General features: G+C 33.0%; 12 protein-coding genes. All 12 read left to right on the forward strand.

The window, feature by feature from the left end:
• Nucleotides 1-23 precede the first annotated feature (23 nt).
• Nucleotides 24-875, forward strand: coding sequence for an AraC family transcriptional regulator (locus AWE51_RS14650; protein WP_066314715.1), 852 nt, complete (start codon nt 24-26; stop codon nt 873-875).
• Nucleotides 876-1,006: 131 nt separating this feature from the next.
• A complete protein-coding gene (locus AWE51_RS14655; protein ID WP_082832454.1) occupies nt 1,007-2,575 on the forward strand; it encodes a protein adenylyltransferase SelO in 1,569 nt (522 codons plus the stop codon).
• A 60-nt stretch (nt 2,576-2,635) separates the two neighbouring features.
• Nucleotides 2,636-2,914 carry a peptide methionine sulfoxide reductase gene (locus AWE51_RS14660; protein WP_066314719.1) on the forward strand — a complete coding sequence of 93 codons (279 nt, stop codon included), beginning with the start codon at nt 2,636-2,638 and terminating at the stop codon, nt 2,912-2,914.
• Between the two features lie 23 nt (nt 2,915-2,937).
• The gene (gene msrA / locus AWE51_RS14665) at nt 2,938-3,429 is read left to right on the forward strand and encodes a peptide-methionine (S)-S-oxide reductase MsrA (protein ID WP_066314721.1); all 492 of its coding nucleotides are present in this window, start codon (nt 2,938-2,940) and stop codon (nt 3,427-3,429) included.
• Between the two features lie 817 nt (nt 3,430-4,246).
• Nucleotides 4,247-4,786: a tetratricopeptide repeat protein gene (locus AWE51_RS14670; protein WP_066314723.1), complete on the forward strand. Its 540-nt coding sequence runs from the start codon at nt 4,247-4,249 to the stop codon at nt 4,784-4,786.
• Nucleotides 4,787-5,378: 592 nt separating this feature from the next.
• Complete coding sequence (locus AWE51_RS14675; protein WP_066314725.1) at nt 5,379-5,618, forward strand: hypothetical protein; 240 nt, start codon at nt 5,379-5,381, stop codon at nt 5,616-5,618.
• A 444-nt stretch (nt 5,619-6,062) separates the two neighbouring features.
• On the forward strand, nt 6,063-6,230 hold the full coding sequence (locus AWE51_RS26520; protein WP_157766107.1) for a hypothetical protein: 168 nt from the start codon (nt 6,063-6,065) through the stop codon (nt 6,228-6,230).
• Between the two features lie 106 nt (nt 6,231-6,336).
• Complete coding sequence (locus AWE51_RS14680; RefSeq protein ID WP_157766108.1) at nt 6,337-8,277, forward strand: tetratricopeptide repeat-containing sensor histidine kinase; 1,941 nt, start codon at nt 6,337-6,339, stop codon at nt 8,275-8,277.
• A gap of 12 nt (nt 8,278-8,289) precedes the next feature.
• Nucleotides 8,290-8,958: a response regulator gene (locus AWE51_RS14685; RefSeq protein ID WP_066314735.1), complete on the forward strand. Its 669-nt coding sequence runs from the start codon at nt 8,290-8,292 to the stop codon at nt 8,956-8,958.
• Nucleotides 8,959-9,202: 244 nt separating this feature from the next.
• The gene (locus tag AWE51_RS14690; RefSeq protein WP_066314737.1) at nt 9,203-9,790 is read left to right on the forward strand and encodes an RNA polymerase sigma factor; all 588 of its coding nucleotides are present in this window, start codon (nt 9,203-9,205) and stop codon (nt 9,788-9,790) included.
• Between the two features lie 646 nt (nt 9,791-10,436).
• Nucleotides 10,437-13,871 carry a PKD domain-containing protein gene (locus AWE51_RS14695; protein WP_066314739.1) on the forward strand — a complete coding sequence of 1,145 codons (3,435 nt, stop codon included), beginning with the start codon at nt 10,437-10,439 and terminating at the stop codon, nt 13,869-13,871.
• Nucleotides 13,831-16,502: PKD domain-containing protein (locus AWE51_RS14700; RefSeq protein WP_157766109.1), on the forward strand; the 2,672-nt coding region annotated here is incomplete at its 3' end. The genes AWE51_RS14695 and AWE51_RS14700, both read left to right, overlap by 41 nt.

Raw genomic sequence — 16,502 nt, forward strand, 5'->3', positions numbered from 1 at the left:
ATAGGGTAAAAGTAGTAGTATTTATGAAGGCCCAATTAAAAGAAATTACAACCTCGCCGAATAGTTCTTTAAAGATAAAGGTTTTTGAAGACAAAGAATTTAAAGCACAGTGGCATTTTCATCCACAGTACGAACTTACCTATATGATTCAAAGTACAGGTATACGTTATGTTGGAGATTCTATGCATTCTTTTGAAAGGGGAGATTTAGTTTTAGTAGGAAAAAATGTTCCACATTCTTGGAAAACAATAGATTCTAAAAATGAATATGTTAAGTGTGTTATTATACAATGGGATGAAAAACTTCTTCAGGGCTGGCTGGATAAACCTGAATTTACGGAAATAAAATCTATGTTAGAGAAATCCTCTCAAGGACTTTATTTTGACTATCAAACTGCGATTTCTATAGAAAATTTATTCATTTCTATTATCGATGAGCCTCCTTTTAAGCAGTTAGTTAGTTTTTTAAATATTCTTCACGTTTTAGCTACGAAATCAACTACTCAATTACTAGCTGGTCCTGGTTTTGGTAAGGATCTTTCTACTAAAGAAAGTTATCGTGTTAACGTAATTAATAATTATATCAAGGATAATATTCATAATAAACATTCTTTAGAAGAACTTTCGAATAAACTGGCATTAAGTAAAGAAGGCATTTGCAGATTCTTTAAAAAAACATTTGATAAGACTTTTTCTAATTATGTAAATGAATACAAAATAACCTTGGCTAGTAAATTATTGATTGAAACGGACCTATCTGTATCGGAGATAGGCTACAATTCTGGATTTAATAACCTTTCTTTTTTTCATCGACAATTCAATAAATTTAAAAAAATGTCTCCTAAAAACTATCGAGAACAGTTTAAAGGACTCTAAATTAAGTAGTTACTTCTTTGCTTTAAGAAAAAATAAAGATTGTTGCTGCTATGGATAGGATTAAAAATGTAAACACATGATATGTCAAGGAGACTTTTATAAAGCTTAAATTTGTATTATTAAAAAAGTAGATTTTGACATTAAAACTTAATATAAATAATCGTTTTACAAAAGAATTACCTGCAGACCCTGTTTTAACAAATACACGCAGACAGGTTAGAGAGGCATGCTTTTCTTATGTAACACCAAGAACACCATCTCAACCGTCTTTAGTTCATACTTCTCCAGAAATGTTAGAGGCTATCGGATTAAAAGGAAATGAGCAATCAGATTATTTTTTAGAAGTATTTTCTGGTGCTAAAATATTACCAAATACAAAACCATATTCTATGTGTTATGCTGGTCATCAATTTGGTAATTGGGCCGGACAACTGGGAGATGGTAGAGCAATAAATCTCACAGAGATAGCACATAATAATAAATACTGGACATTACAGTTAAAAGGTGCGGGAGAAACCCCGTATTCTCGAACGGCAGACGGATTAGCTGTATTAAGATCTTCTATTAGAGAATATTTATGTAGTGAAGCAATGTATCATCTGGGAGTACCTACCACAAGAGCTTTATCTTTAGTACTTACAGGTGATATGGTATTAAGAGATGTCTTATATGATGGAAATCCTGAATATGAAAAGGGAGCAATCGTTTGCCGCTTAGCAGCATCTTTTTTACGTTTTGGTAATTACGAAATGTTTGCAGCACATCAAGATATACCTACGCTTAAGACTTTAGTGGATTATACGATTACTCATCATTATAGTTATCTGGGCTCACCCTCTAGAGATGTATATATTGCTTTTTTTAAAGAAGTGGTTGCAAAAAGTATGGATATGGTAATTCATTGGCAACGTGTAGGATTTGTTCATGGGGTGATGAATACAGATAATATGTCAATTTTGGGATTAACAATAGATTATGGTCCATATGGCTGGTTAGAAGGATATGATCATAACTGGACTCCTAATACTACAGATAATGCACATAAACGATATAGATATGGCACACAACCACAAGTTGTACTATGGAACTTAATAAAACTTGCTAATGCGATATATCCATTAATCGAATCTGTTGAAATTCTCGAAACTATTTTGAATGCATATCAAAATGATGTTGAAATAGCCTATTTTGAAATGATGAAGTCAAAACTTGGGCTTATAGAAAATGATGAAAACGATAAACTCTTAATCGAAGCACTAGAAAATGTACTACAACTTTCTGAAACTGATATGACTATTTTCTTTAGGTTACTCTCACAATTTAAGTCCAATCAATCACTAGAAGGTATTGATTGTATAAAAGAAGCCTTTTATAATCCTGATGAAATAAAAGAGAGCATTAAAAAAGAGTGGACCGAATGGTTTTTAAAGTATCAAACTCGTCTTAAAAAGGAAAATTTAAATGATAAAGAACGAGCTAATCAAATGAATACCGTGAATCCTAAATATGTGCTTCGCAACTATATGTCTCAATTGGCAATCGATGCGGCAGAAAAAGGAGACTACACAGTGATTAATGAATTATTCGATCTCCTTAAAAAACCTTACGATGAGCAGATATCACATCAAAAATGGTTTGCAAAAAGACCCGAATGGGCAAGACATAAAGTTGGGTGTTCTATGCTGTCTTGTAGTTCCTGATATTTTAAAGTTAGATTATAAAAGTTTCTACGACTATATGAAAGTATAAAAGGGTCTAGAATGGCAAGAAAACTTGTTTATAAAATAATTCATTTATTACCAGAAGGGTATTCTGAAGCAATGTTTGATGGTAAAAGATACGGAATTACCAAATCGAGTTTTAACAATAGTAATTCCTTAAAAATATATGGTGAAGAGTTAGGAGGGAACAATTTTATTAGCCTTAACTATTACCGAACAATTTCAAAAGAAATGCTAAAACCCTGTGAGATGCCAGAAGAAAAAGTCATTCATTTTTTAGAAAATATGGAGGTCATTTCACAATTCAATAAGAAGTAAATAACAATATAAATATTTGAAATATGAGCACTAAAAAAGCATATATAGCAGGTGGATGTTTTTGGGGAATGGAAGACCTTTTTAGAGTACGTCCAGGTATAGTAGATACCGAGGTTGGGTATATTGGAGGTGAAAACGAATTTCCTACGTATCGAAATCATCCAGGACATGCTGAAGGTATAGAGTTAACATATAATCCTGATGAAACTTCTTTTAAACAAATATTAGATTACTTTTTTAGGATTCATAATCCGACTACGATCGATCAACAAGGAAATGATAGAGGGTCAAGTTATCGTTCAGCTATTTTTATTCAAAATGAAGAAGAAAAAGAAATAGCAGAAGCAGTAATCAAGATTGTTGATGATTCTAACAAATGGGAAGGAACTATCGTCACTACTTTAGAACCATTTACAGTTTTTTGGCCTGCAGAACCAGAGCACCAAGATTACCTTGTTAGAATCCCTAATGGGTATACATGTCATTTTGAACGATTTAAAGAAAGTTTCGTTTAATATCTCATTGTAATATTCTAAATAAGAAAGAAAATTTAGTTCTTTAAGTCATACAAAATGAAAAGGAATCAATTTTCAAAAATAAATTTGGTACAAATAGGATAATTGTGTCATATTTGCATCTTAATTAAGGATAAAAAACAAGTTTTAAACCTATGATATTATTTTTAACACATAAAAAGGACGCTGAAGAGCTGTTTTTAAATCACGATTATAGGTAGCAGAACTAGAACAAGATATAAAATCAGAAGCGTCCAAGAAATTGGGCGCTTTTTTTATGATCTTTTTTTAGAAAACTACTTGTATCTAATCAAATACCATTTGAGAGATAAGTTTAAGAGTAACAGTTGATTATAGATTTAGAATATATTCGTAAAAATACGGATAGGGATTGTAGTGACTTTTTTTTAATATAAGTGTTTGATTATCAGTAAAATAATTTTGTTTTTTATTTGTGTAATTCAAAAACTAGATTCATATTTGCACCGCAGTTCGAGAGTTGCCAAAAAATAAACCTTTAATAACCGAAGTATTATGACTTTTATAAAATTATATACGATTACTCCAAAAGGACAAGGTCTTTTTTTGGGTATGCTTCGGGACTTCACTTGTAAATAAGTTTCATTATATATGAAAAGAAGTCCGAAGCCTAACTAAAGTTTCGGATTTTTTTATTTATGCTTAAAAATTTCTGAAACCTAATATCAAACTTGATAAATGATATATTACATATAATCGTAATATATGGGTAAGAATAAAATTAAGTTTTTAAAAGAATAGTATACATGTGACTTTAAGTCATAAAAAGAATAAGAAGATGAACAATTTATTAGATAAGTATTTATTTCAGGCATTAGATGCATATCCATATAGTTTAGAAGAAGCTGTAGAGTGTTTAAATTATGCATTGTCTTATGATGACAAGAATCCGATTGCGTTATGCTTAATGGGGCAGATATATGCAGAAAGCTTAAAAAACTATGAAACAGCAAAAGAGTATTATCAACAAGCATTAAGTGTGGATTTGTATGCTTTAGAGGTTTATCCAAAATATATAGATGTATTATTATGGAATGAAGATTATGAGGAAGCAGATAAATTAATTGATTTTGCATTAACAGTAAAAGGTACAGATAAAGCCGTTTTATATTTAAAAAAAGCAATTCTTTTTGAACAGAAGAAGAAGTATAAAAGCGCACTTGAGTTCCTGAAAATGGCAAAACAAAATGCCTACAACAATCAATTTATTAACGATTTAAAAGAAGAAAAGACAAGAATAAAAGAAAAGATGCCCAATAAAAAGAAGCATAAAACTTCTAAGACATCTTCTAAAAAATCAAAGAAAAAAGTATCATAGGATATTTGTAATTATGGACTGGTGAATTAATTTGGAAATTAATAAAAAATTCCTTACATTATATAGATATATATGAAACAAAATAAAACACATATCGAACCGAGATTCCTGTTAAATCAGTGTGATACTCGATGGGTAATAAAAATATCCATTCGAAGAGGGACGTATATTAGTTATCATCAATTTTTTAAATGATTATATTTAAAAGAACAAGATATACCTAAAAGGCGTCCAAGAAATTGGACGCCTTTTTTAATGATTTTAATTAGACTGAATACAAATGAGTAAATACATAAAAAGTAGTATAATTTTTGGGGAGTAAATATCTGAGACATAAATGATTACAAAATGTCCAGAATTCGTGAAAAAACGAACAGGAATTCTTTTGTTTTATTTGTTTTTAACTACTTGATTTTCAGTAAAATAAATTCAAAATTATTTGTTAATTTCAAGAAAAATATTCATCTTTATATCATAATAATAAAACAATTTATCATCTCTTTTTTTCAACTGCGTAAAAAGAATGCGTAGAACCCTAAGAGATTTGTATAACATTTAATTAATAAGTAACAAACAACTAACAAAATTAACAATGAAGTATCATCAATTTTATAACAAGGATCAGGAAGCTAAAAAGCACCTGTTGGCCGATGCATTCGGAAGCATCCTTGGAGTTGGGTTGCATACTTCGGTTGTTAACCCTCTTCCAAAAATGATATCCATAATACATGGTGTCAAAAAAAAGAAAAGAGCACTTTTATCCCTGTGTGAATACTCTCATGAAACTATACGTAAAAGTTATAGTACTTGTAATAAAGCTTTTATTTCATAAGCCTTTATTAAAGAGATTTACATAAAATTTTAAGTACTCTAACAAAGATGGCACTTTTTGAGTCATCGTAGTTATCAACTAACCAATATTTTCAACATTGATTTGCCTTTATAGGTTACTTTCATGATTTAAGAGCCCATTCTCTTGAAAAATGATACAGCTATAAATGCGTATAGTCCTCAAACATTTATTCTAGATGAATGCTTGAGTATAGACTAGAATTCCAATAGAAAATATTAAAAGCTGATCCACCAAAAAAATCCAATAACAGTGCGCTATTATCCGAAAAGGGGAAAGTAGGGTAGGGCGACTGTACAGGATTTACTTTCCCAAAACGATCAATTATTTCCCATAGGAGTAGGATGTGTATCGCATATCTAACTGGGGTTTAATCCTATGGGCGTACCCCAAATTTAGGAAAACAAAAAAAACAAACAATCAATTATGAAAACTCTAAAATATGTATTACTAGCCGTTCTATTAGGAATCAACCTTATCTCTTGTGAAGCTCCTCCTCTAAATGAAGAGGTTGGCATCGAAGAAGTTGAAGTAGAGGCTTTTTTGACTGAGGATGGTCAAACAAGTGATGAAACCAATCCAGGAGAAAATTAATAAACAATATTTTTTTTATAAAGAGGTTAGCTATCTATTTTTTTTATGGCAACCTCTTTTTTACTTAATTTGATTATTTTAGAGCAAAAAAATGTTGATTGATTTTTTGAAAATCTTTATCTTATTAATTATCCTCTCAACTTTAGGTTGTAATTCAGAAAATGGACTTATAAAAACTGAAGAATTAAAGTTAAATTCAATTCAAAGTAATATTAATATAGCTAAAAGTAAAAAAAAATCAAATAAAGAAATTAAACAACATCTACAAGAAGCATTATCAATATGTAACGAATTATCAAGTAGTAAAAAGAAAATAGAAAAAATATTTCAGATTTCGTATGTCTATTATTCTTTGAAGGATTTTATTAGTTATAGAGAAATGAATGAAAAAGCTTTGAAAGAAGCGATCTATTTTAAGGATTCTATAAATATAGCAAAGTCTTATCAGAACTTAGGGATTTATTACAGATCATCAAAATTAGATATAGCATATCAAAAATTTTATGAAGCTGAAAAAATTTATTCTACTTTAAATAAAGAAGAGTATGATACCGAGAACCTTACTTTTAATCATGGAAAAGTTTTATTAGATATAGCAAGAATTCTACAAAGAACAAGGCATTATATAGAAAGTGAAGCAACAACTATAAAGGCAATAGAACATTTTCATAAGGCAGGAAACCTAAAATATTTACCTATATCTTACACTAATTTAGGTTTCATAGCTAGATACTTTGAACAGTACGATCAAGCCATTAATTATCATAGAGAAGCTATCAAGTTTGCCAAAAATACAGATAAGGAAATATCTCAAACTATTCATTCTTATAACAACATTGGTGTCATATATATAACAATAAAAGAGTATGATAAAGCTAAAGATTATTTTAATAAGGCTTTAGAATTTAAAGAATTTTTAAGTTTGAACCCAGCACGTTATGCAGGATTATTGGATAATTTAGGATACGCAAATTTTTTATCTAACAAAATGGAAAATATTCCAGAGGTTTTTATTAAAACGTTAAATATTAGAGATAGTATTGGAGATAAGAAAGGTATAATTACCAATACATTACGTCTAGCGGAGTATTATGAATCTATTAATGAAGATAGCATAGCCAGAAAATATGCAAAAAGATCGGAAACGGTATCTTTAGAATTAAATAATAATCAAGAACTCTTAAAGTCATATTTAATATTATCAAATATAAATTATAATAATGAAGGCTTAGGTTATACTGATAAATATATTACACTGAATGATAGTTTAATAAGGGAAGAACGTGTTTTTAGAGATAAATTCGCTAGAATACGTTTCGAAACGGATCAAAAAGAACAACAAATTATAGAGGTTCAAAATCAAAACACAATCTATCTTTTAGGGATGTTGCTTTTATTATCTGGGATAGGCTTTGCTATTTACTTTTTTAGACAGCGTACACAACATTTGGCACAACAAAATAAAATGGTGCAGTTTCAGGCCAGTTATGAGACAGAAACACGCATTTCTAAACGTTTACATGACGAACTAGGAAATGATATTTTTCAAGTAATGCTGCAATACCAAAATGATCCTCACGATCCCCAAATTAAAGAAAAACTGAATACCTCATATCTTAAAGCAAGAGACATTTCCAGAGAAAACAATGAGTTTGAAACAGATGAGACATTCTCTGAAGAATTAAACAATATGCTTCATAATTATACTCAAAATGGGATACAATTAATGGCCAGAGGTTTGGATAGAATAGATTGGGATCACATAAGTAAACCCATCAAAATAACAGTGTATAGAGTACTTCAAGAATTGATGACCAATATGCAAAAACACAGTAAAGCCAAGTTGGTGGTTTTAATTTTTTCTAATATCGATAACATATTACGTATCAAGTATTCTGATAATGGAGTCGGAGTTACCAAAGAACATCTTCAATCTAAAAATGGACTCCGAAATACAGAAAAGCGTATTCAAGCTATACAAGGAACACTTATCTTTGAATCCGAAAAAGATAAAGGTTTCAAAGCTGAAATTAAAATCCCTAATTAAAACGCTAGAAAAATGTTTACTAAAGTATTGGTTGCAGAAGACTATGAAATTGCCAATCAAGGAATTATAAGGATACTAAACGATCAAATTGGAATTCATAATATTCAAGAAGCCAAGTATTGTGATGATGCCTACCTTAAATTTCGAAAAGCTTATAATGATAACGATGCTTTCGAATTGTTAATTACAGATCTTTCCTTTAAACAAGACCATAAAGTACAAACAAGAACTTCGGGTATTGAACTTATACAAGATATTAGGAGTATACAACCTGATATTAAAGTGATTGTTTATTCTCAAGAAAACCGACCTGATAAAATTAATATGCTCTTCGAAAAATATCATATTAATGGGTATGTCTGCAAAGGTCAAAATGCTATTAAAGAGCTAATATCCTGTGTTAATGGCGTATATCAAAATCAAAAAATAGTACCGCCAGAGTTGAGTAATAATCCAGATTCTGGTAGTATGATTCATCTTGACGATTTGGATATGTTACTTTTAGAAGAATTATCTTATGGATATACCAAAAAAGAAATTCGGTTAAAATTAATAGAACAAAACATTACACCTAACGGAGAAAGCTCAATAGATAAAAGAGTAAGTAGACTTTTTGACAATTTTAAAGCTAAAAACACTACACATTTAGTTGCAATTGTAAAGGATCTAGGGCTGTTATAGCATTTTAATACACGTATTTATACCATACACCTTATAAAAATGTATTTGGATAAAACATATCTGAAAGATTATTGTATTGGTTTTTTTTTAAGAAAAAATTTAGTTTTTTTTAAAAAAGAATCCAAAATACAGAAATCTGTAAGGACATTTATGTTAGTCGATTTATGTTTGTACCGCGATAGAAAATGAGTGTTAGGAGACGATAAATTTATTCTTAATCAGGAAGAGATACAAACCAACTATAATGAAGCATAGTGATCAAATTATCCTAACTGGAATCATTGATGGAAATGAAAAGATATTAACTCGTTTTTATAGGGAAAATATACGATATGTTCAAGGGTATATCTTGCGCAATTATGGCAATACAGAAGATGTAGAAGATGTTTTTCAAGATGCTTTAGTGGTATTATTTCAAAAAATGAAATCAGGTTTATTAGAAATTCATGTACCACTAAAAACCTATTTTTACGGAATTTGTAAAAACCTATGGAGAAACCGGCTAAGGAAAAAGAAAAGGTTGATTATGGAAAATAATGAAATACTTTATGAAAATCAAAGACATTTAGAAGAAGGAGATAACGATACTATAGTAGCTGATATAGAAAATAATGATAGAGAACATCTATATAGAAAACATTTTCAGAAATTAAGTAATGATAATAGAAAGTTACTACATCTTTTTTTTGAGGGCAAATCAATGAAAGAAATATCAGTACTTACTGGATATACAGAAGCTTATACCAGAAAGAAAAAGTTTTTAGTTAAAAAACAGCTACTAGAAATGATTGAAGAAGATCCAATGTATGAAGAGTTAAGAGCTATCTGTTGATTGAACATTGATAAAAATAAAAGAAGAACTAATAATATAATTGTTGACCTGAATTGTATATTAGTGTAATAAAGATATTATAATATGTCATTATTAGTCAGTAACTTAATAAATAAAGCTCCTCTAATAAAAAGGTTTAATATCAATTAAAAGAATTACATTTCTTAAAATATGAGAATACCTAAAAGATGCATCTGTTGTATAACTGATGCATTTTTATTTGGATAAGTTTCACTTTTTTTGATGAAAAGATTTTATAATAATATAGTACTAGGGTATAAAAGTCTTCATGATATAGTAGTGTGCTTTTCATCGAAAAAAAACACGTTTTATCGTTTTTAGCAAGTTTATTTTCGCCTTTTTTTTCAACCTTCCTTGTCACAAAACCTAGCTTCGTTTAGTCGTTTAGAGGTGAAAAACTAAGTAAATAGACGATATATTTATTAGCCGTAGAAGGTTTATTGTTTTACCGTAGGTGTGTTTGTTAGAGTTATGTTATTTTTAACATAATTGTTTAGTCAAACATCGTCAGAAAAACATACCCCTGTTTTTGTAAGGTTTACGATATCGTAGTTCTTCGGTAATACTTACATTTTTTATCAATTTTTAATAAGGAGCTTTACCTAAGTTATCTGACTGTATTTTTATGACAAAATTTTACTTATTTTCTAAAAATAAAATTTCTAGTTTACCTTTACATCCTCTCTTTAAAGATAGATTAGGATTTTATCTTTTTTTATTGATTTTTTTATCAGCAACTAGTACGGCAATTTCGCAAAGTTGTACTTTAAATGCAGGGTTGCCGCAAACTATTTGTGCCAATGATGTAATGCAACTGGATGGTACAAGCCCAAGTGCTGTTTATGTTAGTGGCCCAATTTGGAGTCAAGTTTCGGGACCTACCGTCATTATAAGTGACCCGACCTTAGATAAACCTATTATTACGGGTTTTATTCCTGGTAATACCTATGAATTTGCTTTTTCTGCTGAATGCCCTAATGGGGATACTCCCTCACAAACTGTAGCCATAACAGTAAACCCAATTACGATTGCAGATGCTGGTAGTGATATTGCTTCATGTCCAGATAGTACAGGATCAATTATTATTAGTGGTAACAGTCCTGGTCCAGGAGAAACAGGTGTATGGTCGATAGTGGGAGCAAACAATGCAAATGTAACTATCAATTTACCAGGGTCGGCATCTACACCAATAACTTTACCAGATACAAATGCAGGAACTTCTACATTAAGGTGGACAATCACAGGTTCGGGGGTAAGCCCTTGTTCTTCTTTTGATGAAATTACTATTACAAATTATGGGGGAGAACTACCCATAAGTGCTGGAAATGATATCACTTTATCGAATTGTTATACCGTAAGCCAGTCTACTAATTTTAATGCTTCTTTTGGTGGTAATAATATTAATGGTCAACAAGGAACATGGACTTTTGTAAGTGGTCCAAGTGATCCAACATCTTCAATAGCCAACATCAATAATGCTAACTCAGGAATTTCTAATTTAATTGAAGGAACGTATACTTTTAGATGGGATGTAGTAGGTCCATGTGCAAGCGGTAGCGATACGGTTAGTATTATTGTACCAGAAGCTACACAAGATGTGACAGATGCAACAATCGACGACGATAATATTCGTTTATGCGATGCTACAGCAACACAAGTTACTTTAGTTGGAACAACACCTGATTTTACAAATGAAACTGTACTTTGGGAGCTTATTTCTGGTCCTGCAGTTACTATAGTAAATCCTACAAACAGTACAACTCAAGTTACTGGCCTATCTAATCCAAATTCATATCAATTTAGATATACTATAACTAATACAGTAACAGGATGTACATCTACTGATACAGGCAGGGTACGCTATAATTCTGGTAGTATTAGTATTACTGTAAATTCGGGTAATGATATTGTAGGTACCTGTGGAGAAACATCAATAGACGTACCATTTAGTTTTGTGAATGGTAATCAAACACAATATAGTATTATAAGCGGTCCTGATGATTCAGCAATCACCTTTCCTACTAATTATCAAACCCAATCGGGAACAAGTGCAACCATAGATGTATTTGATGTTCCGGGTATTTATCGTGTAAATTTTAGAAGAAGAAGAACTGGAGATCAATTAACATCATGTGGGGAAGCCAATGATGCAATAAATATTACGATATCTGCTCCTCCTAGTGGTTCTAATGCTGGTACTTCTCAATCTTTTCTCTGTGGTCAGGTTGATGGAACTCTGGCAGGTAGTTCGGTTGCTTTGGGAGAACAGTCTGTTTGGACTCAAGTATCAGGACCTAATACTGCTACTATTGCAGACATTTATGCACAAACTACCGCTATTTCTGGTATGATACCAGGGACTTATATATTTAGATATACTGTTTCTGCGGGACCCACATGTACTCCTCCTTCTGTTTCAGATACTACTATAGAAGTATCTCCAGTAAGTAATTTCCCGGTTAATGCAGGCGTGGATCAAATAGATATATGTGTTGGCGCACCAGTACAATTGGCAGCAGATCCGGGAACCGCAGCGCAAACTGGCGTTTGGACAGCAGCAGATCCGGGGATATCATTTTCAGATATAAATGATCCTAATGCCATAGCAACTGGATTTTCTTTGGCATCCACTACATATACTTTAACATGGACCTTAGATATTGTAGATAATTCGGGTTGTACATTAGCCCCCGCAAGTGATACCGTAGATATAACTACAAATGCTGATGCATCGCCAACTGCCGCTAATGCAGGTGTTGATCAATGTTTAGCTGGTGGAGTAACAAATGTTTCATTATCAGGTAATGCACCTGATCCGCTAGATGAAGAAGGGTTATGGACAGTTTCACCTAGTGCAGGAGTTACTTTTGCGCCAAATGCAACGCAGTTTGATGCTGTTGCCACCGTTCCTTCTGATGGAGTATATACATTCACTTGGACAATAGGGTATGCAGCACCTCCTACCAATAGCTGTCCTACCACAGCAGATGATGTAGAAATAGTTATAGCAGATGTAAATACATCTGTTAGTGCAGGAACAGATAAGAGTTTATGCTTAGACCCAGTATTATTATCTTTTGATATGGATGCAGATCCTGCACCTGCAGGAGGCACAGGAACCTGGACGTTAGTTTCTGGAGGAAGATTTAGTGTGGATGATGAGAATAGTCCAACGGCAACATTTTCCAATTTGCTGGATGGGACGTATGTTTTTGAATGGGTTATCGATTTTGGAGATTGTCCAGTAACCACCTCAGCAGATCAAGTTACGGTAGAGATAGGTATTCCACCAACAACTGCTAATATACAAGGAGGAGATCAGGTGATTTGCGCAGCTAATAATACTACTATTACTGCAGATGCATTAGTTAATCCAGCTACAGAATCTGGAGTTTGGTCGGTTGTATCTGGGCCTAACACACCAACAATTAATGATCCTAATAATGAAAACATTACTGTTACGGGTTTAACAACAGGAACATATGTTTTTAACTGGACCGTAACAAGTAGTTCTCCTTTATGTCCCACATCTACTGATACTATTAATGTAGATGTATTTGCACCTACTAATGCAGGTGCTGATCAAGATCTATGTGAAGTAAATAGTGTGCTTTTAGAGGCAACATCAGGAACTACAGGTACTTGGACACAGGTAGCAAATGGAGCTCCTGTTTCTACGATTACCCAATCCCCCTCAAATAATAATACAGCAAACGCATCTGTAGTTCCGGGAAATACCTATATTTTTAGATTTACTACGGATTATCCAACGGGACCGCCTAATTGTAATAACTCTAGCGAAGTAACAATAACTGTAAGTTCGGGTCCTAGTGTACCTCCTACAGCTGGTGCAGATCAAGTATTATGTGAGGCAGATACAACAACAGCTACATTAGCAGGTAGTGTACCTCCTGGAGATGTTGGACTAACAGCTGAATGGAGTTTTCTTGCAGAACCTGCAACAAGCGTTGCTAATATTACGACACCAGGAGCAAATAATACCACAGTTACAGGCCTTAGTGAGCCAGGAATATATATTACAATGGAATTTTGCTATTGATAATTGTTCGGATGAAGCAGATATAATGCGTATCGAGGTTTTTGAAGCTCCAACTCCCATAGATGCAGGACCTGATCAGACAAATGCTTGTCAACAAGATGCACAATTAGCCGCTACGGCGCCAACTGTTGGTATAGGTGTATGGTCTTTTGCAAATCCAGGCGATGATCCCTCTTCAGGGGTGATTACTATAGATAGTCCCAATAATCCACAAACCACATTATCCAATGTGCCTGACGATATTGGGAATGATGGTTTAGATGATATATATGTTTTAACATGGACTGTTTCTAATGGAGGACCGTTTCCTTCCCCTCCCTCAGCTTGTGACCCACAATCAGATACGGTGACAGTTACTTTTACAGGAGTACCACCAACTCCAGCAGATGCAGGCCCGGATCAAGATCTTTGTGATGATACACAGACTTTTTTAGATGCGGTAGATATAACGAGTGGTACAGGTACTTGGACACAAACAAGTGGGCCTGCAGGACCAACAATTGCAGCACCTAATAATCCAAATAGTTTAGTTATTGATCTTGTACCTGGTACTTTTGAATTCACTTGGACTGTAGTAGGAGGTGGATGTACATCTGCAGATACAATGGAGGTAGTTATCCAATCTGATCCAATTACAACAAATGCCGGTCCCGATCAAAGCGTTCCCGAATTTACTACCGTGACACTCGGTGCTACAGCGGCACCAGTACCTGCAGTGGGCACATGGTCACAGGTTTCTGGACCAACAACTGCTAATTTTATTGATGCAACAGATCCCACAACACAAGTTACAGGAACAATAGCAGGAACTTATGTTTTCGAATGGACTATAACTAATGGAACATGTGATCCTAGGTCAGATCGAGTTAACATTCAAATAACACCTATTGTAGATTTAGAATTGACTAAGACCGTTTTACCTGCAGCAGCTAAAATAGGAGAGACGGTTACATTCACCGTGGCAATTTTTAATAACACAGCAAGTGGGACTTCTGATGCGAGTGGTGTAGAGGTGGTTGATATTATTCCTACAGGATATAGTTTAGTACCGGGTACAGTTAGTAATTCAGGACTTTATAATGCTGGTAATTTATCTATTACATGGAGTAATATAAATGTACCAAACGGAGCTACTGTAAACCTTACATTTAATGCAACCGTTAATGCAACGGGACCCTATAATAATTCTGCTCAAATTATAGGGAGTAATGAATTTGATCCAGATTCAACTCCAAATAATAATATACCCGCAGAAGATGATCAAGATGAAGCTACGGTGACAATCACTCCAAATGATCCACCTGTTGCAATGGATGATGAGAATTTGGCAAACACATTAGGAAATCCTGTTCCAGTGATAATTCTTAATAATGATACAGATAGTGACGGGACTTTGGATCCTGAAAGTGTAAATTTAGTCCCTTCTATTGGTGCTACAGGTATTGTAACAGATCTTGATGGTGATGTTATTGCATTTACAGTACCAGGAGAGGGATCATGGTCATACGATGATGATACAGGAGAACTTTTGTTTTCTCCAGAACCTGGATTTACGGGAAACCCTACAGATATTACCTATACTGTAAGAGATGATAGTGGAAATACTTCAAATATAGCCTCAGTAAATATTGAATATACATTTACTCCACCTATAGCCAATGATGATACGAATCCAACACCAACACCAATTAATAATAATACAGTACTTAATATAATTAATAATGATGAGTTAGCAGATGGTAATACACCAAATCCATCAGATGTAAATGTAGATTTGGATTTAGATCCATTGAGTCCAGGTATCCAGAACACTTTAAATGTTCCTGGACAAGGGGATTGGACCTATACACTGGGTACAGGAGTTGTTACTTTTGATCCAGAACCTACTTTTACAGGTAACCCTACGCCAATTACTTATGAATTAACGGATTTAGATAATAATCAGACTGATACAGCATTAATAACTATTGTATATCAGCAACCACCTATTGCCAATAATGATGAAAGCCTGGCAAATACCGTTGGAACAACTATCAGTTTGACCATAACTACAAACGATAATGACCCTGATGGATTAATTGATCCAGCTACTGTTAATCTTATTGCTCCAGTAGGAGCGACAGGAGTAGTTACAGATCTTAATGGAGATGTTGTAGAGTTTATTATTTCAGGACAAGGAACATGGAGTTACAACGATACAACTGGATTATTAGATTTTGATCCAGAAGATGGATTTACAGGTAATCCAACAGACATCACTTATACAGTAAGAGATGATGATGGTAATGTATCCAATGTAGCCACCATAAACGTAGAATATACACCAACTCCACCTGTTGCCAATGATGACACAAATCCTATAGCTACGGTTATTGGTTCAAATACAGATATTTCAATTTTAACTAATGATGAGTTAGCAGATGGCAGTACTCCTGGAGTAAGTGATGTTTCTATAGATTTAGATCTTTCAACAGCAGGTATTCAGACAAGTTTAAATGTTCCTGGTCAAGGGGATTGGACCTATGCACCGGGTACAGGAGTTGTTACTTTTGATCCAGAGCCGGCTTTTACGGGTAATCCTACACCGATCACTTATGAATTAACAGATTTAGATAATAATCAGACGGATAC

The organism is Aquimarina aggregata (genome assembly GCF_001632745.1).
Taxonomy (GTDB): Bacteria; Bacteroidota; Bacteroidia; order Flavobacteriales; family Flavobacteriaceae; genus Aquimarina; species Aquimarina aggregata.